20 protein-coding genes and 1 pseudogene are annotated in these 21,869 nt (G+C 59.9%); 7 read left to right on the plus strand and 14 right to left on the minus strand.

From position 1 onward, the window contains the following. Window positions 1-133: 133 nt before the first annotated feature. The 4 genes from QWI75_RS20740 to QWI75_RS20755 are packed head-to-tail and all read right to left on the minus strand — an operon-like array spanning window position 134 to window position 2,607. A complete protein-coding gene (locus tag QWI75_RS20740) occupies window positions 134-631 on the minus strand; it encodes an Hsp20/alpha crystallin family protein (protein WP_289271274.1) in 498 nt (165 codons plus the stop codon). A gap of 52 nt (window positions 632-683) precedes the next feature. Next, entirely contained in the window at window positions 684-1,631 is a 948-nt protein-coding gene (locus tag QWI75_RS20745; protein WP_289271275.1) for a universal stress protein, read from the minus strand. A gap of 22 nt (window positions 1,632-1,653) precedes the next feature. After that, window positions 1,654-2,082, minus strand: a complete 429-nt coding sequence (locus QWI75_RS20750; protein ID WP_289271276.1) for a cupredoxin domain-containing protein — start codon at window positions 2,080-2,082, stop codon at window positions 1,654-1,656. A 21-nt stretch (window positions 2,083-2,103) separates the two neighbouring features. After that, a complete protein-coding gene (locus QWI75_RS20755) occupies window positions 2,104-2,607 on the minus strand; it encodes a universal stress protein (RefSeq protein ID WP_289271277.1) in 504 nt (167 codons plus the stop codon). A 482-nt stretch (window positions 2,608-3,089) separates the two neighbouring features. On the opposite strand from QWI75_RS20755, the gene QWI75_RS20760 reads away from it, so the two are divergent. Further along, entirely contained in the window at window positions 3,090-3,953 is an 864-nt protein-coding gene (locus QWI75_RS20760; RefSeq protein WP_289271278.1) for a universal stress protein, read from the plus strand. 58 nt (window positions 3,954-4,011) lie between these two features. Here QWI75_RS20760 and QWI75_RS20765 read toward each other — a convergent pair whose 3' ends face one another. Beyond that, window positions 4,012-5,100 (minus strand): phosphotransferase family protein, encoded by a 1,089-nt coding sequence (locus QWI75_RS20765; protein WP_289271279.1) that lies wholly within the window; start codon window positions 5,098-5,100, stop codon window positions 4,012-4,014. 242 nt (window positions 5,101-5,342) lie between these two features. On the opposite strand from QWI75_RS20765, the gene QWI75_RS20770 reads away from it, so the two are divergent. From QWI75_RS20770 to QWI75_RS20795, 6 genes are read left to right on the plus strand one after another with little or no spacing between them, the layout of a single operon-like run. Next, window positions 5,343-5,891 (plus strand): cold shock domain-containing protein, encoded by a 549-nt coding sequence (locus tag QWI75_RS20770; protein ID WP_289271280.1) that lies wholly within the window; start codon window positions 5,343-5,345, stop codon window positions 5,889-5,891. 29 nt (window positions 5,892-5,920) lie between these two features. Continuing rightward, complete coding sequence (locus tag QWI75_RS20775; RefSeq protein WP_289271281.1) at window positions 5,921-8,416, plus strand: Lon protease family protein; 2,496 nt, start codon at window positions 5,921-5,923, stop codon at window positions 8,414-8,416. 5 nt (window positions 8,417-8,421) lie between these two features. After that, window positions 8,422-8,586 carry an FmdB family zinc ribbon protein gene (locus QWI75_RS20780; protein WP_289271282.1) on the plus strand — a complete coding sequence of 55 codons (165 nt, stop codon included), beginning with the start codon at window positions 8,422-8,424 and terminating at the stop codon, window positions 8,584-8,586. A 33-nt stretch (window positions 8,587-8,619) separates the two neighbouring features. Continuing rightward, window positions 8,620-9,102, plus strand: coding sequence for an adenosine-specific kinase (locus QWI75_RS20785; protein ID WP_370693657.1), 483 nt, complete (start codon window positions 8,620-8,622; stop codon window positions 9,100-9,102). A 48-nt stretch (window positions 9,103-9,150) separates the two neighbouring features. Continuing rightward, window positions 9,151-9,732 carry an isochorismatase family protein gene (locus QWI75_RS20790; protein ID WP_289271284.1) on the plus strand — a complete coding sequence of 194 codons (582 nt, stop codon included), beginning with the start codon at window positions 9,151-9,153 and terminating at the stop codon, window positions 9,730-9,732. After that, on the plus strand, window positions 9,729-11,066 hold the full coding sequence (locus QWI75_RS20795) for a nicotinate phosphoribosyltransferase (protein WP_289271285.1): 1,338 nt from the start codon (window positions 9,729-9,731) through the stop codon (window positions 11,064-11,066). The genes QWI75_RS20790 and QWI75_RS20795 overlap by 4 nt, the downstream gene beginning before the upstream one ends. 93 nt (window positions 11,067-11,159) lie before the next feature. Here the strand turns inward: QWI75_RS20795 and QWI75_RS20800 are convergent, their stop codons facing one another. From QWI75_RS20800 to QWI75_RS20835, 9 genes and pseudogenes are all read right to left on the minus strand, one after another. Then, entirely contained in the window at window positions 11,160-11,372 is a 213-nt protein-coding gene (locus QWI75_RS20800; protein ID WP_289271286.1) for a DUF2283 domain-containing protein, read from the minus strand. Window positions 11,373-11,386: 14 nt separating this feature from the next. Beyond that, a complete protein-coding gene (locus QWI75_RS20805) occupies window positions 11,387-11,641 on the minus strand; it encodes a hypothetical protein (RefSeq protein ID WP_289271287.1) in 255 nt (84 codons plus the stop codon). 644 nt (window positions 11,642-12,285) lie between these two features. After that, window positions 12,286-14,301 (minus strand): toll/interleukin-1 receptor domain-containing protein, encoded by a 2,016-nt coding sequence (locus QWI75_RS20810; RefSeq protein ID WP_289271288.1) that lies wholly within the window; start codon window positions 14,299-14,301, stop codon window positions 12,286-12,288. A gap of 227 nt (window positions 14,302-14,528) precedes the next feature. Beyond that, the gene (locus QWI75_RS20815; protein ID WP_289271289.1) at window positions 14,529-15,515 is read right to left on the minus strand and encodes an oxidoreductase; all 987 of its coding nucleotides are present in this window, start codon (window positions 15,513-15,515) and stop codon (window positions 14,529-14,531) included. 446 nt (window positions 15,516-15,961) lie between these two features. Continuing rightward, a complete protein-coding gene (locus QWI75_RS23045) occupies window positions 15,962-16,705 on the minus strand; it encodes a Fic family protein (protein WP_441946980.1) in 744 nt (247 codons plus the stop codon). An 84-nt stretch (window positions 16,706-16,789) separates the two neighbouring features. After that, a pseudogene (locus QWI75_RS20820) lies at window positions 16,790-19,672 on the minus strand (Eco57I restriction-modification methylase domain-containing protein); the annotation flags it as partial. Window positions 19,673-19,904: 232 nt separating this feature from the next. Beyond that, window positions 19,905-20,396: an aminoacyl-tRNA deacylase gene (locus QWI75_RS20825; protein ID WP_289271291.1), complete on the minus strand. Its 492-nt coding sequence runs from the start codon at window positions 20,394-20,396 to the stop codon at window positions 19,905-19,907. A 166-nt stretch (window positions 20,397-20,562) separates the two neighbouring features. Beyond that, window positions 20,563-21,000, minus strand: a complete 438-nt coding sequence (locus QWI75_RS20830) for a CBS domain-containing protein (protein WP_289271292.1) — start codon at window positions 20,998-21,000, stop codon at window positions 20,563-20,565. Between the two features lie 429 nt (window positions 21,001-21,429). Next, window positions 21,430-21,864 (minus strand): CBS domain-containing protein, encoded by a 435-nt coding sequence (locus QWI75_RS20835; RefSeq protein WP_289271293.1) that lies wholly within the window; start codon window positions 21,862-21,864, stop codon window positions 21,430-21,432. Window positions 21,865-21,869 lie beyond the last annotated feature (5 nt).

Consider the following 21,869-nt stretch of genomic DNA (forward strand, 5'->3'; position numbering starts at 1 on the left):
CGGCTCTATACCAACCTTGGTTGAACCGCCCGCTCTTTATCGCTGTATCGAATATGATGCGGGCGGAGATTCCCCTTAAGACGGCTTTATTACGGCGCCGGAGAGACTCCTCACGTGCTTCTTCTCTTTCGGCTCAGTCCACCCGGATCGTCCGCTCCTTGCGCTTGGCTTCCTCTGTCTTCGGCAGGCGAATCTCCAGCACGCCGTCTTTGAACGACGCCTTCACCTTGTCCGCTTGGACCTCGGACGGCAACTCAATCACCCGGCGGAACAGGCCGTGAGACCGTTCCATCCGGTAATAGTCCTTTTCTTTCACCTCTGCTTCTTTCTTCTTCTCGCCCCGCAGGGTCAGTGTCGTGTCGGACAGATTGACCTCGATGTCTTCCTTGCTCATGCCCGGCAGGTCCGCCTTCACCACGATGTCGCCTTTGTCCTCGAAGAGGTCCACGCGGGGCGTCGGAACCGGCCAATCCTTCGGCAGGCCCCATCGCTCCGGGTTCAACAGGCTCCCGAACGGCCGCTTCAAAAGTTCATCGACCAGCGAGCCAAAGTCTCGGTCGAACACGCTCGGCAGGCCGCTTTCCTTGACTGGCGTGAGCTCTGTGCGGCCTTTGGATTTTGCTTTTGCCATCGATCGTTCCTCCTTTCTGCGGGGCATGCCGCGCACCACGACATACAGACCATCACGTCGCAGGTTTGAACTTCGGGCTGCGGACGGTAAAGACGGGGCAATCGGCATAGCGGATGACCGCTTCTGCCACGCTGCCGAATCGAAGTTGAGACCATCCGCGCCGGCCGTGCGTGCCCATGACGATCGCGTCGCTGCCCCGCTCCTGCGCGACCAGCCGGATCACATCGCCCGGGATGCCGGATCGCACCTCGTGGCGCGCGCTCAACCCTCGTCCCGAGAACAACCCGGCCAACTGGGCCATCGACTCCTCGCATTGTTTGCGGAAGGCCTGCCCGGTCAGGGCATGGCCCAGGGTGAAGTCCAGCCCATAGGCGACCGGCTCCGCGACATGCAGCAGCGTGACCTCGCTCCCGAACCGGTCGGCCAATTGCACGGCATATTCGACCGCCGACCGCCCGCAATCGCTGAAATCCACCGCGACCAGCAGTGCGCGTAATCCATTGCCGGTTTCCGTCGTCCTGGCGGCGCTCGGCTCGCGACCAGCCGCCCTCGACCCCCGCACGGTCGCGACGGGACAGGGAGCCCCTCGCACGACCCGTTCGGCCGTGCTGCCGATCAGCACATGTTCGAATCCGGTTCGCCCGTGCGTCCCGACCACGACCAGATCGTGGCGAGACCGTTCGGCCAACGCGATGATTTCCCGGCTGGGAATCCCGACGGATTCGTGCCGCTCGATCTTGACGCCGGCTGCTTCGGCCCGTTGGATCAATGCCGCGCCCTGTTCCCTGATCTCGCGCCGCCGGTCTTCGAGATACCGGCGGTTGACGTCGTACTCCAGATCCCGCCCCGGTTCGAATTCCAGCACCGACAGGGCGTCCAATCTCGCGTCATAGGCCGCCGCCATCATCAGCGCGAACGATTCCGCCTCCTTCGCCGAGGCGGACCCATCCGTGGCCAGAAGAATCTTCGAAACAGCCGATCCCGTCGCACCGACGCTCATCGGACCTCTCCTTTTCGTCTCGCTACACGGCGCCGACCGACATGAGCAGGATCTCCCCCTTCATGTCGGGATGGATGGAACACTTAAACTCGTACTGGCCGGGCCGTTGAAGGGTGAAGTGAATGGTCGCGCTGCGGCCGCCGTCGAGGAACACTCCGCCCACAGTGGAGCCGTATGCGATCACGCCGTTATGCTCGATCTGAGTCTGGGTATTCTGAAAGATCGCCGAACCGAAGTCGTGACGGATCGAATCCTCGTTCCTGACGACGATCCTCACGGGGCTGTTAAGAGCCAGGGGGGCCTGCTTCGCGATGAACGTGCTGTTCCGGATCACGACTTCCATGATTTGTTCGGACTGCGCATCGGATCGGCCGCCCTCTTCCCCTGCCCCGATGAACAGGACCAACCCGACCATCCCCGCGACAACCGGACCCCACCATGTGCTCTTCATAGCTGCTCCCTTGAAGGATGTTTATGCGCCGCCTTTGGATGAGCGGCTCACCGGCCGGCCAGGCAACGGGACCGTCAACACCGGACAGCCGGCCGTGCGGACGACCTTTTCCGCCGTGCTGCCGAAGAAGATCTTCTCCACGCTGCCCACCGAGCCTCCATAGCTCCCCATCACCACCAAGCCAGCCTGCTCGCTGCGCGCCACCTTGGCGATCTCGACGAACGGCACCCCTTCCGCCAAGAGCCGGCGGATCGCCACGCCTTTGGCCTCTTCCATCGACAGGAGCCGTCGCGCATCCAGCCGCGCATGGTGGCGGAGGCGCTTGATCTGTCCCTTTTCCTCGGACGGTTGGGCCAAGCCCAGCCGATTGAGCATGCGAAGAGACTTGGTGTCGATGACGTGCAGCAGCAGCACCTCGGCCTGATAGAGGCGCGCCAGCGACAGGCCGAGCCGGAACGCCTCCTCCGAACAGGGGGAAAAATCGACGGGGATGAGAATCCGTTCAAATCGCCGTTCCGCCATCATCGCCACCTTTCGTTCATCGCGCTCGCCTTCTCGGAAAGAGCTGAGCAATCACAATGCCATCCACAAGACTCGGGAGCTGATGAGCGTATTACAGAAAATCGATGCGATTCGGCTACTGGGCCCTTCTCTCCATAGGGAGTCAGGTGGTGTCCTGCTACAGGAGCGGACCAGGCTCTGTAGCGGAAGGCTACAATGGGGTTCGGCTGAATAGGCCATGGGACTACCCGATCGCGCGCACAGCGCTGTTGCCTGACCGAGGCCGACTACGGGAGAAGGCACCGGTCTTGCTCTCTCAACCCATGGTGGGCATAAGCGCCCTGTGTGGTTTCCGCAGGGACGCTCGGCAGGGGGATCACAGGATGAGTCGAGCGCAATGGTTTCTGTTCGGAGCGGTCGTGATCGGTCTTGCGGTCTTTGTCTATTTGACCTTCTTCTGCCCCACTGACTGTCACTAACCGCGTGTTCAGCGACAGGGAGGCTCCATGCGGATCATCTTGGCTGTAGACGGGTCGGATCAATCACATGCAGCGACCCAAGCGCTGGCCCATCTGGCGCGGGCCGAACAGGTCACGGTCGTTCACGTGTTGGATGTCCCGGTTCCGGCCTTTCCCATGGTCGTGCCGGAAGCCTCTCAAGCGCTCTTCCAAAACATTCAGAAGACGATGCAGGAGGAGGGTGAGCGCATGCTCGCGACCGCGAACGCCAGCCTCCCGATGAACGTGGGTCCCAGTCAGACGAGGCTGGAAACGGGCAAGCCCGCCGATGTGATCCTGGCCCTGGCTGCCGAGACCCATGCCGACCTGATCGTGCTGGGCAGCCGTGGCCTCAACCCCGTGAAGGAACTCCTGCTCGGCAGCGTGTCCCATCGTATCGTGGCCCACGCGCCCTGTTCCGTCTTCGTGGTCAATCGCCCCGTTCGGACCTGTGACCAGGTCCTGTTGGCGATTGAAGGGAAGTGGGACGGGGAAGCCGCGATCCGATGGCTCAAGGCCAAGCCCTTCCGTGCCATGCCGGAGATCTCGGTGCTCACCGTGCTGCCGTTTTCTCCGCCACCCTGGCCGGCCGGCGCCGCCGTGAGCAAAGCCATGGAACAGGAGGTGGTCGAGCGAGCCTCCTGGTTCCTGGAGGACCTGGTGAAGCAGCTCGTAGCCATGGGGTATCGAGCCAAGCCGCTCGTCCTGGTTGGCTCTCCCGCGGTCGCGATCACGGAACAGATCCAGAAGGCCAAACCGGACCTGTTGTTGATCGGCTGTCGGCAACGAGAGGGTCTGACCCGTTTCGTGCTCGGAAGCGTCTCCCATACATTGCTCCACCGTGCTCCCTGCCCGGTGCTGTTGTTCCATTGACGAGAAGCAGTGCTGAGTGCTCAGTGCTGAGGTCATGCCCCAAGTTCGGCGCAGCCAGTCATTCCAGACAGTAGCGGTTGACCATGGCCGGGTCGAACCGTTCGGCCGCGAGCACGTTCTGCACGAACCGGAAGATCGTGCGGCGCATGGAGATCGTGAGATTGGGATACCAGAGCGGGCTCGCGATCACGAGCCCGCGAAAGGCAAAGAAGGGCGCCGTCGTTTCAAGGATATGATGATCCCCGCTGGCCTCCAGGTACCTGTCCCAAAAGTGGCGGAACAGCACCTCGAACGGACCGGCCAATCTCCCCGACCGCTGGAGCGAGAAGAAGAGGTAGTTGATCGACAGGGAGGTGACATCGTCCGCCGGCTCCCCCCATTCACCCCGCGAGCGATCCAGCACACTAAAATCAGTGCCGGCGCGGAACAGGATGTTCCAGGGGTGGAAGTCCCCGTGGACCTGAGCCAGCCGGGAAGCCCGAGAGCGGAGCCGCCAGCGCCACCGATTGCAGGCCTCCTCGATCGAGCGGAGCAGGGTTTCGTCGATAAACCGGTAGCGGTCCGGATAGCTGTCGGTCAACCCCATGATGCACTCGCCATGGCCGATCAGCTCGCGCATGCGGCGGCGATAGAGCGCCGGGTCGCGCTGTTTCACCCGGTGGATCGAAACCAAATACCGGGCCAGGGCCCCGGCTCGCTGCCGGTCCAGCGTTCTCAATCGCCCGCCGGCCAGCAACCGCTCGAAATCGACGTGGTAACTCTGCCCCTTGACCCATTCGATCAAAACAAAGAATTCCCGCGCGTCCGCCACGGAGAAGAGCGATCCGTCCCCTGCGAAGGCCCCGACGTCCACGGCCTTCACATGGCGAGGCAGCTTGCCGTAGGTATCGTAGTCCATCAACATGGCCTGTGCCCGGTCGGCCGGATGCTCATGGCCGAAAGGCCCCGGGCTCATGGTCGAGAGGACGACGCTCCTAACCTGCCCACCCATGCGGTAGGTCACGCGGATCGGCTTGCCATAGCCGAACCCCTTCAGGTCCGATTCGGACGATTCCTGCCCGATTCTTCCATAGGACAGCAACTCGGTTCCCCGCCCGAACCGCTGCCGCAAATACTGTTCAAGGTGGCGTTTCTTCAGGGTCGGCATGCCCATTCCTTTCGCAAGTCACCTGTTGTGCGGACGATCCGGACGGACGATCCAGTGAATGACGCATAGGGCTGCATGGATCGTCGATGGACTGTGGAGAAATGCGCCACAGGACGACTGTTCCAACGCCAGTTCCCACAGCAGGACGGTCCCTTTATGCCGATCCAAGACGAGACCGGCCAAGGGCACAGGCCTTGCTGTGTGAGAAGGTTGTCAACTGGACGAGACAGGAGGAGACCATCATGGACCTTGAAATTCAAAGCCGCAATGTCGCCATGACGCCACGATGGAAAACCGAGATCGAAGAGCGGATGGCGGACCTTCAACGCGGGCATGCGGACATGTTGCATGCTCGGGTCAGCCTGATCAAGAACCGGCGTCACAAAAAGCTGAAGAATGTCGCCGAGGCGACGGTCGTGATCACGCTCCCGAGACGGCAGGTGGTCACGGCGCGCAAGGAGGACAAGACCTTCGAGGAGGCGATCCGGGCCGCTTTTGCCGCGGTCCAGACCGAGTTGCAGAAGTTTCGCGACAAGCGGACCAGCAAAGACCTGCGCCTTCCGCCCCTGCCGCCGTCGCGCGGCGTGGTCTGCAAGCTCTTTCCCAAGTCCGGCTACGGGTTCATTCTTCAGGAAGGGGGCGGGGAAGTCTACTTTCATAAGAACGCCTTACGGGGCTTGGCCTTTGACGAGCTGGAGGACGGCACGGAAGTCCTCTTCAACGTCGAGCAGGGGGAGAAGGGGCCGCAGGCGACGACGGTCCAGCCCCTGCCCGCCCTTTCCCACGTGTAAGCGACTGTCCCTGCAGGAGTCCCGGCGCCATGGATAAATTCAAACTGCCGCCCTCGTTGCTGACTCCCGTCATTGACCCGGAGGGGTTGGGCTTTGAACAAACGGGCGAGTTGACGCCGCTCGATGAGACGATCGGCCAGGAGCGCGCGGTCGAGGCCTTGGAATTCGGACTCCACATGAAGGGTCCCGGCTTCAACCTCTACGTCGCCGGCCCGGCCGGCACCGGCAAGGCCTCCTTGGTGCGCCGCATGGTCCGGCGGATGGCGCGAGAGGAGCCGCCCCCGCCGGATTGGTGCTATGTGAACAATTTCCAGGATCCCTCTCAGCCAAGCTGCTTGCGCTTTCCCGCCGGACAGGGCCGCGTCTTTGCACAGGCCATGGCGGTCTTCGTCCAAGGCCTTCGCCGGGACATTCCTACGACCTTTGAAAGCAAACCCTACCTGGACGCCAAGGCCAAGATTCACGACGAAACGGAAGCGAAAAAGAAGGCGCTGTTCCGGGAGCTGCATGAATTCGGCCGCGAGCACGGGTTCGGCTTTGAGGAGCTGCCGATGGGCTTCGGCCTGGTCCCGTTGAGATCCGGCCGGCCCATGACCGAGGAAGAGATCGAGCAGCTTTCCGATCACGAACGGCGTGCCCTCAGCGAGCAGCGCAAGGCGCTCGAAAGCGAGATCCGTGAGTTTCATGTCCGCATCCATGCGCTCGACCATGAGGCGGAGCGGCGGCTGTTGGACCTGGACCGGCAGGTCGTGCAGACGGTCATGGAAGATCGCTTTGCGGCGGTGCGGCAGGCCTATCAGGCCATGCCGGATGTCCGCGCTTATCTCGACCGCCTGCATGAAGACGTGGTGACGCATTATCGGGACTTCCTGCCGAAAGACAAGCCGGCGCTGCCCTTTCTTGCGATCGACGGGGCCTCGCCCAGAACCGACCTGACCCGCTACCAGGTCAACCTGCTGGTGGAACATGCCGCGGACCAGGGCGCGCCGGTGATTGATGAATCGCATCCGACCTATGCCAACTTGATCGGAAAGATCGAGCGGAAGGCCCATATGGGCGTCATGTACACGGACTTCACGGAGATCAAAGCCGGCGCGCTGCTGCGGGCGAACGGCGGCTATCTCGTCCTGAGCGCGGTCGACGTCCTGCGCCAGCCGTTCTCCTGGGATGCGTTGAAGCGGGTCCTGAAGACCGGCCACCTCACGATCGAGGACGCGAGCGAATACGTCGGCTTCTCGACCATCGGGCTCAAGCCGGAGCCCATACCCGTCGACGTGAAGGTCATTCTCGTGGGCCCGCCGATCGTGTACCAGCTCTTGCAGGCCTACGAGGAGGACTTTCGCAAGATCTTCAAGGTCAAGGCCGACTTCGATGTGGATATCGAGCGGAGCGAGCAACAGGACCGCCAATATGCCCGCTTCATCGCTCGGGTCTGCCGCGACGAGCAGCTTCCCCACTTCAGCAAGGAGGCGGTCGCCGCGGTCATCCACCGGGGATTCCGCCTGGCCGAGCGGCACGATCGCCTGTCCCTGCGCTTCAGCCTCATCTCGGACCTGATCCGCGAGGCCGGATTCTGGGCGCAGCGGGACGGCCGCCGGTTGGTGACCGACGCCGATGTCGAAACCGCGATCGACCACAAGCGCCGCCGCTCGAATCTCGCCGAACAATGGATTCAGGATGAGATCCGCGAAGGCACCTTGCTGGTGGACGTGGACGGCGAGGTGATGGGCCAGGTCAACGGGCTCTCCCTGCACCTGCTCGGCGACTATGCCTTCGGGCGGCCCTGCCGGATCACCGCCCGCGTGTCGGTCGGGACCAAAGGCGTGATCGACATCCAACGGGAAGCCGAGCTGGCCGGCCACGTGCACAGCAAGGGCGTGCTCACGCTCGCCGGTTATCTGGCCGGCAAATTCGCCGGCACGCACCCCTTCGCGCTGAACGCCACCTTGACCTTCGAACAGACCTACTCCGAAGTCGAAGGCGACAGCGCGGCGGCGGCCGAATTGATCGCGATCCTGTCGAGCCTGGCCGAGGTGCCGGTGAAACAGTCGCTCGCCATCACCGGGTCCGTGAATCAATTGGGAGAGATCCAGCCGATCGGCGGGGTCAACGAGAAGATCGAGGGCTTCTTCGAGACCTGCCGGCGGCGCGGGTTGACCGGCCGGCAAGGGGTCATCATTCCCGCCCGCAACATCAAGCACCTGGCGCTGCGGCCCGAGGTCGTGAAGGCCGTGGAAACCGGGACCTTCGCGGTGTACGGCGTGAACAGCGTGGAAGAAGCTGTGGAACTCATGACGGGCCTCGCCGCAGGAGAACGGGATCGGGAAGGGTTCTATCCGGAGGAGAGCCTCTTCGGCCGCGTCGATCTGCGGATGGAGGAACTCGCCCAGATCGTCGCAAGCTGGGGCGAGATGGTCGCCAAAGCAAGCTCGGGGCCGGTTGAAACCGGAAAGGAATCGGCCCGTCCTTCGTCCCCCGCCCGGCTCCGGTCGAGACACTTACCTACCACACCACATCCGGAGTAACCACCATGCCGATGTACGATTACAAATGCCTGGATTGTGGAAAGGAATCGCTGATCGCCTTGACCCTGAAGGATCATGAGGCGAAGAACGCGACCTGCCCCCATTGCGGGAGCAAGCGCCTGGAGCAGATCATCACCTCCTTCATGGCCAAGACGACGAAGAAGAGCTGAGCCGCGCGACAAGGTGGAGGTTGTTCTATGCCCATTATCCTCCAATCGATCCCCATTGACCGCCCGGAGGGAACCAACGTCATCCTTGGGCAGGCCCATTTCATCAAGTCGGTCGAGGACCTGCACGAGGCGCTGGTCAATGCCGTGCCCCGGATTGCCTTCGGCCTGGCGTTCTGCGAAGCTTCAGGTCCCTGTCTGGTGCGGACGAGCGGGACCGACGAGGCGCTGGTGGAATCGGCCGGGCGCAATGCGATCGCGATCGGAGCGGGGCACTCGTTTCTCATCCTGTTGAAGGACTGCTATCCGATCAACGTCCTCCCGGCCATCCGGCAGGTTCCGGAGACCTGCACGGTCTTCTGCGCCACAGCCAACCCGGTGCAGGTCATCGTGGCGGAAACGGAGCTTGGCCGCGCGATTCTCGGCGTGGTGGACGGGCAGGGACCGAAGGGGATCGAAGGACCGGAGGATGTCCTCAAGCGGCGGGCGTTCCTTCGCACGATCGGCTATAAATTTTGAGCGCGGCGCGCAGGAGACCTGCGCGCTGCGGCTGACGGAGTCGTCGCCATGATTGCGCTCACCGCCGGCGATGCCCTGCTCATCGCCGACATTCAGAACGATTTTCTGCCGGGCGGCGCACTTGGGATCACAGGCGGCGACCGGATCCTGCCGGCGCTGCACCGCTACATGGAACGGTTCCAGGCCAAAGGCTTGCCGATCTGGCTCTCCCGGGACTGGCACCCTTCTGACCACTGTTCCTTCAAGGAGCGGGGCGGCCCCTGGCCGGTCCATTGCGTAGCCGACACAGCCGGAGCGTTGCCGCCCCCGTCGTTTCACCCTCCTTCACAGGCCTTCACTATCTACAAGGCAACCGCGCGCGATCGCGAAGCCTATTCGGCGTTTCAAGAGACCTCGCTCGACCGGGAGCTGCGCGCGCAGGGCGTGCGGCGACTCTTCATCGGCGGGCTCGCCACCGACTACTGCGTCCTCAACAGCGTGAAGGACGGATTGAGGCTCGGCTACACCGTCCACCTGCTCATGGACGGGATCTGTGCGGTCAATGCCAGCCCAACCGATGGAAAGCAGGCAGAGGATGAGATGATCCGACTGGGCGCCCGTCCGACCAGACTCGAGGACCTGGCATCATGACCCCTTCCGCCGGCGTCCTGCTGACCGATCTGTACCAACTGACCATGGTACAGGCCTACGTCGAGCAGGGCATGGTGGAGCAGGCCGTGTTCGAGTTCTTCGTCCGGCGCTTGCCGCCACGCCGGAATTTCTTGATGGCCGCCGGGCTTGAGCAGGTACTGGAGTTCCTTGAACACCTCCGCTTGACCGCCGACGAGATCGACTGGCTGGCCTCAACCGGCCGGTTCAGCCAGACCTGCCTGGATTATTTGCGCAGGTTGCATTTCACGGGCGACGTCCAGGCCATGCCGGAAGGCACCGTCTTCTTTCCGCATGAACCGATCCTGCGCGTGATCGCGCCGCTGCCGCTCGCCCAGCTCGTCGAGACGCGCGTGATGAACCTTCTCAACTTTCAATGCTTGATCGCCTCAAAGGCGGCACGATCCGTCCTGGCGGCTGAAGGGAAACCGCTGATCGACTTCGGGCTGCGGCGCGCGCACGGAGCCGAGGCTGGGCTGTTTGCGGCCCGTGCCAGCTATCTTGCAGGGTTTGCCGGCAGCGCCACCGTGTTGGCCGGGCGGCAGTATGGCATTCCGCTCTATGGCACGATGGCCCACTCCTTCGTCCAAGCCCACAAGGACGAAGTCACGGCCTTCGAGCATTTCGCGCTGGCGCAGCCGGACAATGTGGTGTTGTTGATCGACACCTACGACACGGAAGCGGCGGCCCACAAGGTCGTCAAGCTGGCCCAGACGCTGAAAACCAAAGGCATCATTGTGAAAGGCGTACGGCTCGACAGCGGAGACCTGGCGCAGCATGCATGGAATGTCCGGAAAATTCTCGATGAAGGCGGCATGCGCGAGGCCAAGATCCTTGCGAGCGGCAATCTGGACGAATATCGGCTGCGTGACCTGGCGGCGAGCGGCGCCCCGATCGACAGCTTTGCCGTGGGGACCGCCATGACGACGTCATCCGACGCCCCGTCACTCGACTGCGCCTATAAGCTGCAAGAGTATGCGGGACGACCCTGCCGAAAGCGATCCGAAGGGAAGGCGACCTGGCCGGGCCGCAAACAGGTGTATCGGCATGGTGATGGGCCGGAGGGCCGGCTGGCCTACGATATCGTGACGACGCTGGAGGACCGGCAGGAGGGCCGCCCGCTGTTGCAGGAGGTGATGAAGCAGGGCCGGCGCGTCGGTTCGCCTGAGTCGCTCTCCGAGATCCGCGCGCGCGCCCAACGGGAGCTGGCCTCCCTCCCCGCTCCGCTCCAGAGCCTCGATGAAGCCCCGCCCTTCGATGTCCGCATCTCCCCAACGCTGCAGGACTTGGCAAAAACCGTGGATGAGCGCGGGTAGGCCTTGTCGTTCAAGGAAGGTCAACCTGTTTCAGATGCCCACTCGTCCCGATTGCGCCGCCCCGCCGCGCGAGCAGAACTGTGTTCAAGGAGACTACGCGGCTGGACCGATGCCTTCAAGTACCACGTGGCGGAGTGTCTCCTGGTCGCCGAACCGCTTCACCGCGTCCAAAATCTCAATCCCCGCCAACCTTCCATCACTGTCATAATCGGCAGCAATGCCTTCGGCCAAGTGTTTTGTGGTGACGGTCGCGTCTCGGAAGAGGATGCTGAGGGCATCAACTTCTGCGTCGTAACTGATTCTCATGAAACGATCTCCCTTCAAAAATAGTACGTGTAGACGGTCACAACCAAGATCTCAGATGGTTCGTCAACGAACACCGGCCTGACCTGTTTGGTGGCGTAGGTTTTCCCATTCCATTCTCGGCCAAAAGGAAAGTCTTTCCGGCACTGAAGTCGCCCCAATTCTGCCTGTTCCCATGAACTGTTTCGGATCGTGTCGATGACCTCCTCGACGGTGAATCCTCGACGATGAGTATATCCCATTGCATGCGCAGAGAGGCGAATCGGCTTCATACTTGGACCGGACCTTACTCGATCACCATCCCTTTGTCCAACAAGCTATAGATTTCATGGCTCTTCGGGAAATCGTGTGGGTGACTCAAGTTGAGTGCCGGCATGGGGTCTGTGCTGCCGCGCTTCTCGGAGCGACCCTTCCGGGGCCTTGCCGAACGGAAGACCTTCCGAAATTCCAGCGGCCACGGCCTGCGACCATGGTGCCTTGATCAGTTTCGGCTTTCTTGCTCGACAAGCCCTCGGTGGGTCCCCGCTCCTGCAGCGAAGGCCGCGTCACCCCCATGCCGACCCTGAAGCATCCGAACGCCTGCAGAGCAGATCAGGGGCTTTATCGGAAATTGCGCGGGTCATCGGACGAGGTGCCATCATGCCGGCCCCGGCTGGAAGGGTGGACACGGAGGGTTCGCGTCATGGCGGAAACGGGGCGAACGCAGGCTGATCCTGGTGCCACCGCGACGGCTTGACGTTCTGGCGTCGCCTCACAGTTGCGGTGGCCGACGGAACGATCAGGAACGGCCTTCTGACGCCAGCGCATCATGACGCAACCCCGAGTGTCTGCACCTCGAAGCTATGGTCCGTTGGCCAGTTAATTGCCCGTTTTAATGACAGAAGGCAGTATCACTGTCCCTTGATCGACGTGTGATCTATTTGCTTCGCATCCGCTCAATTTTTACTCTCAGTTCTCTCACGATCGCCTCGAACGCGGCATCATGGTTAGGCCAACGCCCGCTCGCCACAGGCCGGTTATCCCGCGGTAAGGCTTGCGTTTTGTAATCGCCCTGATTAAACACACTGACCCAATCGCAAGGGCGCAAGATGATCGGAATTGGCACCGACTTCCCAACGGTACGCTGCCCAATCGCCCGCAAGAGCTCCTCTCGACAATACCGGGACTGAAGGAAGGACGCGCTGACGAGCAATAAGATGAGATCCGCTTCCCCGATCTCCTTATTGATCTCTCCTTCCCAATTAGCACCTGCTTCAATCTCCCGGTCGTGCCAGATCCTGATCAAACCCTCATCCACCAGAGGTGCCAGATGCTCGCCTAACTTAGCACGCATTTTTTCATCTCTGTGGCTGTACGAGATGAAGAGCTTGAGGGGACCCCTACCAACTTGAGCCGGCCCACCATGGCCCTCGCTAGGCACGTTCTTTGCCACAGGCACTGGTCTAGTTGAAGGCGGTGCCGAACCTGGCATTGCCAATTCAACGGGCCTTAGAACTGGATCAAGTGGCTCCATTTCAGCCCGCCAAGCGGTCAGATGGTTCTTAGATTGTTCACCCCCGGTTGCAAGTCCATCCAGTACAGCCAACTGAAGAAAGCGATGCACAAAGAAAAGGTCCACACGTTTGAAATAATCCTCCGAGTTGGCCGCAGCAACAAGTTCGGAGTTTAGTCTTATCGCACCGTTGGGTCGCCCAAGTATGGCCGCCGCCGCAGCAAGTCCGATACGCTCAAGAGGAGTAGCGGCTTCACGCTGCATGGTAAGAACACTCTCCAACAATGCTCTGTCACCAATGTAAGCAACTGCGAGCGCAGCATTCAGCCGCCAGTAGTCGTCATGCGAATCAAGCAATCTGGGAAGCTGCGGATGTCGTTGGCCCAGACGAGCGAGCGATACCACTGCTTCTGCGGAAGTGGGATCATCCCCTTTTACAACCGCGTTTAATACTGCCAGCGCCCGGTTCTTGTCGCTTGCTCGCCATGCAGCTTTGGCTATATGGGGCTGCCCCTCTTGGCGAGATGAAGTGAAGTGATCGATCAAGGCGTCAGTACCAGATACTGTTTCACTCCGCTCCAAAGTATGAAGGAGTGAGATCCGCACCGATTGAACCGGTTCACGCTGAAGCCACTCCGTCACTGGCCTCACGGTTCGCTGAAAACCGAGGCTCGCAAGAATTTGAGCGCCGAAGTCACGGACGCGCCAGTGCGCATGTTTAGACCAACGGGCAAGAATGTGGTCGGCAACCTTCCCATGACGCCATGTCAGAAATACATTATGAGCTTCTCCTGCTAATTCAGCACCATGAAGCGCTTCATTAGAAAGCCTCGTGTCAGGTTGGTCACTGATCTCGGTAAGCTTGTACCCCGGCCATTCATGAGTGATGAGTTGCTCGATCGCCCATCTATGATGATCTTCGCCGGTTCTCGCAAACGCGGCGCAGGCGCCACGAAATGCAGATGTACGTAGCTTTTCCCACGCGAAACGGCTGCCGCTTACATTGTCCCACAGCATTGCGGCACCACCCCCAGCGTAGCCCCACGCCAGCAAGCGGTTCCAGGCTGGATCGTAGTCGAGAAGCGTGGCTCTGGTGGGTTGTGAATCCTTGAAGTCGTTCGAAAGTTGTGCATATAACGCGCGCATGACCCCAGGATTTTCGCTGATTCCAGCGAAAAGGTACGCCGCTACATGGGCATCCTTGAATCGGTCCTGGTTCTCCATCCGATCGATGAGCCGGACCGTCCCCACATTAGGACGGGAGGCAACGTATTGCAGCCAGCGACGACGCACTTGCATCGTCTTCGGATCTTCGATCCTACGTGAAAACAACGCGTCTTCTCCAGAGTTCCCAAGCACCAGTAGGTCACGAAGCGCCTGCGTACCGGCTATTGGATCACCACCAAGAAAGCGCTCGACGAGCTGATCCGGATTCGACACGTTTGTAAACCTCTTATGACATTTCAGTCTTGTAGACGAGCATGTTATAGCCGCTCAACTTCACACTGCAACCAAAGCATCTACGGGTGACCTAGGGGGCACAGAGTCTGACCGACGACAGGAGATGCCGTCCAGATTCATTCGACGAGAAGGTGGAACGACTGACAAGGTTTAAGGCATGAATCTCAGCTTGATCTCATCTATCTGGTGCCATATCTGGTTTCAGATTAGATTTTGACCACAGTTCTGCCCCGATGCGTTCCCGCCAGCATCTGCTGGGAGACCGCCGACACAGCATCCAAGGGCACCGTGGCAGTGACGATGCGGGTGAGATGCCGGGGGCGCAGATCCGTCGCCAGCCGCTGCCAGATACGGCGGCGCAGGGGCATCGGGCAATTGGCCGAAGAAATGCCCAACAGGCTCACCCCTCGCAGGATGAACGGCATCACGGTCGTATGCAGCTCGCTTCCGCCTGCCAAGCCGATGCTGGCGATGTTGCCCCAGAGAGAGATGGTCCTGGTGAGCCAGGCGAGCAGGTCGCCGCCGACGTTATCGATCGCCCCGCCCCATTGCATCTTTTCCAGCGGTTGTCGCCCCATGCTCAACTCCTCGCGGAACAGGACCTGCCGCGCGCCAAGTTCCTCCAAGTCTTTCACGGCTTCCCGCTTGCCCGTGACAGCCACCGCCTCATAGCCTCGTCCCGCCAACAGGTCGATGGCGAAATTCCCGACCCCGCCCGTCGCGCCGGTGACCACGATGGGACCCTGATCCGGACATTGCCCGTTATCTTCCATCCGCTGAATCGCCAGGGCGGCGGTGAACCCGGCGGTGCCGAGCGCCATCACGTCAAAGAGGCTCAAGCTCTCCGGCACCGGCACGACCCAGTCGGCGGGAACCCGCACATATTCGGCATAGCCGCCGTCATGGTCCTGGCTCAGGCCATAGCCGGTGACCAGCACCTGATCGCCGATATGAAACCGGGAGTCGTCCGACGCCTCGACCGTTCCGGCGACGTCAATGCCGCCCACGAGCGGGAAGCGCCGGAGGATCTTCCCCTTCCCAGTGACGGCCAAGGCATCCTTGTAGTTGACGCTGGAATACCGGCCGCGGATCAACACGTTACCGGATGACAGGTCTTCCAGGCGCAGGGTTTCCAGGCTGGCGCGGCTCACGCCCTGATCTTGATGAATCCGCAAGGCTCGGAAGGGTTTCATGAGATTTCAGCCAAGTGGAAACGTGCCAGAGATTGTCGTACTCCTACCTACCGTAGGCGCAATCTCGATTTGAAACTTTCCACCTTCTGTCGGTTGCTCGCTTTCGTCCAGAGGGAAAACCAGGTCATGCACTTGTATCTCATGTGAATCGAGTCGTATGAAGGAGTCTACTCTCACCTGCTGATATGCCTTCTGTTGCCCGATGGCGAGCGAAATTGTCTTAATATAGACAACTCGACTGTTACGGTTCGTCAAAGCAAGCCTTACATGATAGCGACGTGGCCAAGGACTGATCACAACTATCGAGTCATTAGAGTTGATCCGCCTCTCCTCATATCGCAGGCATGAGACTTCACCTGCTATCGGGGACCGAAGCCAACCAATCAGTTTTGGCAGAAGCTGAATGAGGCTGTTGAGAAGCGATCCAATCGGAGTCAGTGGATCCATCAAAGTGCTTCAGAAAGGCGATGAGACCATATGCTTGTTAGACGGGTGAGGTCTCCACTGTCGGCGGTCTGCAACGCATCGAGATAATTGCGCCTGGATAATGGTTCAATTGGAGCGGTTTCAATATGTGGGAGGGAAAGCTTGTATAACAGTGCACCAAGGAGCACTCGGCCGATGCGGCCATTGAAATCTTTGAAGGGGTGAATCCATTGGAAGCGCCAGTCTGCCCAGGCGAGGAATTCTGCCGCACGCCTGACAGTCGCACCGGGATCATGTCGCAGACGTTCGGCTAGGTCATCGCAGAAGGTCCGCATGTGAATCGGTACTTCATAGAACGGCGGTGGGTTGTGGGAACCAACCTGCACATTCACATCACGGAACCGTCCGGCCCAATCAGGATACAGGTGACCGGCTAGTCGCTTGTGCCGAATACAGAGCCACTCCGAGGTAATGACAATCTGATCCGGGTTCGTTTGCAGGATCTCGTCGTAGATCGCGACAAGGGGGACGGCCAGCCGCTCAGAGAGTTCCGGATAGGAAAGGCGACCTTCGGCGGTGTCGAACTCGCGAGTGGAGCTTAGCTCGCTTTGCTCTTCAGTCCCGTCAGGGTCCTCAGGCGTTCCGTACTGACCGGTTGGTTCTCGAACGCCATGGACTGGCTCACGCGCTCCAAAAGGACTTTCCGGTGTGCTGCCGCCACCTTCGCGGGCGTATCGTGCTGCTTCCGCCACTGTTGTAGCCATGCCTGGACCTGGGCCAGGTCGATCGGTTGGTTCGGGTTCTGTTTCATGGTCTTCATTCTCCTTCAGCTTCGGCGAAGATGCAACCGACGCCGCTTCGACGATCCTGATCTCCTCCTCCGTCAAACCATAGAGGTCATACACCAAGCGGTCGATCTCCTGATCGGTTGCGTTGATCTGGCGCTGGAGACGGTCCTTGTCGGCAGGTGTCTTGCCCTCTGGGAGACGCTTGTGCAAATCCAACATGCGCTCGACCAACGAGACCATCTGATCATGCCTGCTTTTATCCGCCTTGTCACACAGGCTTAGAATTCTTATTGGAAGCCGCTCGACATTTGTCTTTTTAACTTCGGCTAGAGCCTCACCGGCTTCTGGATTCAATGCTTGGTAGCACCAGTTAAGAAGCTTCGAGTTGATCACCCCGAGCAGAAACTTAGCTGAAACCTCATTCTCATGTGGGACCAAAACGTGCATGTTGTTAAGACAGAGATACTGTCTGTCGTCCAATGCAGCAACAAGGCTGTCACCTGTCTGCCGCATTACAATCTTCACTGGTGCGTCAAAGTCAGCAGCTGGCCTTGGCTCGGCAAGCCATGGACCGTACCTTAAAAAGCGTGGCTGTAATGGCGCAATGACAAAACGGTTTATGTCGGAACCTCGGAGATAAGGCCGAAATGAGGTGGTCTTCTGTCGATTACTATCAAATGGCCGACTCTGAACAATCGCTTTGGTTTGTGGAGGAGTACCTTTCCCAACTTGGTAAGGCTTGATTCCCACGTTGATTTCACAAAGTGAACCTAGTGCGGCACTGTTCGATTTGCATTTTTCAAGCAAAGTCTCCTCTTTTGGACTTGCGAAAATATTGACCGTGTCACCTTTCAGCTTTTCCCACTTCTTTTGATTGTGAAGAATCGTTCTAAGGCCTTGGCCATTAGCACCAAAGAGAAATGTTCCCAAGGACTCGAACACTTTTATTACAACCTCCCCATCTTGAGCGCGTGCATTCTGTAGGAGAACAATTTCGGTATCGACTGTCACCTTTGGGAACACAGAGAATTTGAAGTGCACAATCTCTCGAACTCGTGTTTCTTCAAATACAAACCGCCTGATTTTGGTCTGCAGCAGGTTCGTAAGCCAGGGATTGGGAATGATCATCCCATAAAATCCTTCGTGTCGAACGAGGCTTCTCATGCTACGTTCTAGAAAGAGAAGGTAGCTATCAAGTTGATAAGTCTGACTTGGATATTTTGAACTCAAGTAGGCTTTGTCCTGCCCATAAAAGTAAGCACCGTACGGCGGATTCCCGATCACCGCATCAAAGCCTCCTGCTTTCATGATTTCCGGGAACTCCGCCTGCCAATCGAACGGGTTCACTCGGCGCACTTCGTCTTCATCCGGTATCAGTTGCCCGGCAAAGTAATCCGGCCCGATGAGGCTGTTGCCGCATTTGATGTTTTTGCCCAGGTCGGGCAGTACGCGCACTCGTCCAAATAACAACTCTTGCAGGGACTCCTGGTTCTCCCCCTCCAAAACCTTCAACAGCAGGCTGAGCTTGGTGACTTCGACAGCCTGGGGGTCAATGTCCACGCCATATATGTTGCTCAGGAGAATGCGTTTTTTCTCCTCGGTCCTGAGACGCCAATCGCCGCCAGTGGCCTTAAAAAGCTCTTTCTTGTGCTTGTCAGTCCCGTCCTTCACATACCAATCACGATGGTAGGTCAGCAGGAATTGATAGGCGCCGATCAGGAACGATCCCGATCCGCAGGCGGGATCTAGAATCCTGAGCTTCGCAATCTGCTTCGGCGTCTTGCCCTGGCACAAGGTACCGACGGTGTGCTTGACGATGTACTCCACGATGTACGCGGGGGTGTAATAGACGCCTCCGGCTTTCCTCACCTCCGGTTTCTCTTCGATCCTGGCCTGATGGCTTGCGGTTAGCCGAATCACTTTCCCGAGGAATTGCTCGTAGACCTGCCCGAGGATTTCCACAGGCAAGACCGAGAACTCGTAGGGGCTCTCCGGGTAGTACAGGCGCCCGATGATGTCTTTGAGTACCTTGTCATCGATCTTCAGCCGCGGTGTCAGATCGTCCGGCGATTCAGCCCGGTCCTTTTCAGGATGAAAATGAAAGAGGCCAGAGTTGTAACGGTCGTCGGCTCGGTCGTAGAGATAGCGGAGCCGGCTGTAGATGTTCTGGCCGTTCTGCAGCCCCTGAAGCTGCCCATAGGACTCGACGCCGCGATCCTCGCAGATCCGGAGAAAGATGAGGCGATCAATGGTGCGCTGGACCGAAAAGTTCAGCTCTTGGACGGACAGTTTGGGATTGCGCAGGGCCAGGTTCTTAGCCAGAGCTTCCCGCCAACTCTCAATCTCTTTGAGAAATTCGGCATCGACGGTGGCCGTGCCCCGCTTCCTCTCGGCACCCGCATACTTGTCGAAGGAACCTTTGAGGACCGAATCCTTCGAGAAGATGGCCGCAATCTTGTGCCATTCCGCTGGATAGTCTTTGTATGTCCAGTAGTGGATGCGGCCGATGCCCGGCTTGTCGGAGGGGTTCGGGCGTGTCCGGCAGTCGTAGACTGCGAATTCTTCGAAGTCGGTCAGGATCGAGAGCGGGAGCTTGGCCGACCAGGCATAGCGGCGGAGTTGATAGGCGGGAGGAATCTCGTCCTTAACGTTGACAGCCGGCTTCTTGGCTTCGAGGAAAAACTTGCGCGCCCCACCGATGCGAAAGCAGTAGTCCGGCGCTTTGGATGCGCCGCCGATCTTGATGGCATCCTCGTGGATGACATCCTTATAGGCTTCGGCATGACCGGCCTTGTTGGCGACATCCCAGCCGAGGGCCTCGAAAAACGGATCGAGGAATTCTCGCCGCAGTTGGGTCTCGTTGTAGCCTTGGCTTTTGTAGGCCTCCCGGTTTCGATCAAACCGCTCGATCAGGTCTGAGATGATACCCGGAGCCTGCCCCATAAAGACCCTCCCTGCACCGATTCGCGGGCGAGTCTAGGGAGAAGCCCACCACTTGTCAATTTGTCAGAGTCCGCGGCGATCGATCGTCGCCGGCCGCAGTTGAAGAGTCGAACGTGATGGAGGGTGCCTTGCAACTGAAGATCCTGCGGAAGCTTAGCGCACCTTACCCTCGGTGCCAAGGCGCCCGCGTTCGGGAAGCGATTGTAGGGAACTCCGTTCGCCTGCGTCGTTTTTAGTACGCCGACTCCGCCGGCGCCCGATGGAACTCGGCCACCTTGGGCTCGACGGCCCGCGCGAAGTCGTCGTAGCGGAGCTTCACCGCCCGGGAATGAAATCCCGCCTGGACGACGATCTCCTCGTCCTCGGTGAGCGACCGATCCACGTAGACGTCCAATCCGTACAGGTTGCCGAACGGCGGCATGCTGCCCGTTTCGCAGTCGGGGAAGAGGCCTTTGAATTCGGATTCGCTGGCCAATCGCACGTACCGGGCTCCCAGCACCTCTTGCAGGCGGGCCAAGTCCACCTGCCAAGTAGAGGGCAGCACCGTCATCAGCAACTTTCCATCGGCGCTCACCATCACCACCTTGGCGAGCATTTTCCCGGGCACGTGGAGCGTATGCGCCACTTCCGGGGCCGTATAGGCCTCGTGGTGGTCGAGCACTTCATAATGAATGCGTTGCGCGTCCAAGAAATCTTGGAGCCTTCTCAGCAGCAGGGGTGGCATGGCACGACTCCTTTCTCAATCGGAGATTGTCGTCATACGCCACACGTCAAGCGTCAATCGTGCAAGGACAGGTGACGCTCACGTGAGGATTGCTCCTTGCTTCTTGATCGTTCATCTTTCCGCGGCCGACGACTGACGGTTGACCGTTGACGCCTTCTCATGAGCCTCACGGCCAATAGGTTGCCGTCGCTTTGACGTAGCCGAACAACACGTCCCGTCGCGCCACGATGCCGATGAGCTTCTTCCCTTGCACGACCGGCACGCGGATCAAATGCCGCTCCTGCAGCAGCGCGATCAGATCCATCACGGGCATCTCCTCGTGAACCGTGATCACGTGGGGGGTCATCACTTCGCGCGCGGTCACGTCCCGCAGGTTCTTGCCTTCCTGGAGCGCTCGCAGCAGGTCAAACTCGGTCACCAGCCCCAATAGGGTCCATTCGTCGTCCACCACCGGCACGCTGCCGAACCCGTGCTCGCTCAGGATGTCGGCGATCCGGACGCCGTTCGTCTGGGGTCCGACGGTGTACACGGCATCCTGCATCAAACTGTGGACTGTCAAGGTCTTGGGATCGCACGCCTTCACCATGTACTCCGTCGCTCTCATGGCTCACCTCCCGCGCCTGCGCGCTGTCAATCGGTCTGGGACTAGGAATAATGGCAAGAGGGCAAGAGATAATCGAGATCGGAGCCGATTCATCGGGAACCGGACGGCGAACGGAAGGGACCACGAGGGAGCATCTGCAGAGCGGACAGCCATGACCGCCCCCGCTGAAGGATCAACTCGGGCAGGTGGCGCTCGCAGTTGGACGAAACCCACCTGCCACGATGTCACGACGTTATACGAGACGCAAGGAAAATGCCAGGCCTTGATGGGGCGGTTTCTACGAACCGCGCAGCTATCTGCCGAGAATCTATATTGCCGCTCCAGCGGGCAGGCCATCGTCACCATGTCACGTGGCGAAACGGGACAGGATCGCCCTCCGGACTGTGCCCAATTGCCACGGAGCCGGCTATCCAAGCATGCCGATGCCGGTCAGCCCCGCGAGGCCAGATAGCCCTGGAGCACATCGCGCCTGGCGACAATGCCGGTCAACAGACCGTCCCGATTCACGACGGGCACACGGATGACGTGGTTGGTTTGGAGAACATAGAGGAGCGTGCGCACGTCGGTATGCTCGTCTACGCTCACCACGGTCCTGGTCATGATGTCGCCCGCGGAGAGATCTCCGAGCCGTTTGCCCTGGTCCAGCGCCGCCAACAGATCGAACTCGGTCACGATCCCGACCAGCCTCCGCCGATCGTCGATGATCGGCACCCCGCCGAACCCCTCAATCATCATCGAGGCGATCACGTCGGCTTTGGTCTGCACATGCGCCGACTGCACCGCCCGCTCCATGAGATCCGCTGCCTTGAGTTGGTCGAATGCGGCAGGCCCGGCTCCGGCTTGCTGTGTCCTCTCGTTGGCCATGGGTC

Origin of the sequence: Nitrospira tepida (assembly GCF_947241125.1) — a bacterium.
In the GTDB taxonomy this organism is placed as follows: Bacteria; Nitrospirota; Nitrospiria; order Nitrospirales; family Nitrospiraceae; genus Nitrospira_G; species Nitrospira_G tepida.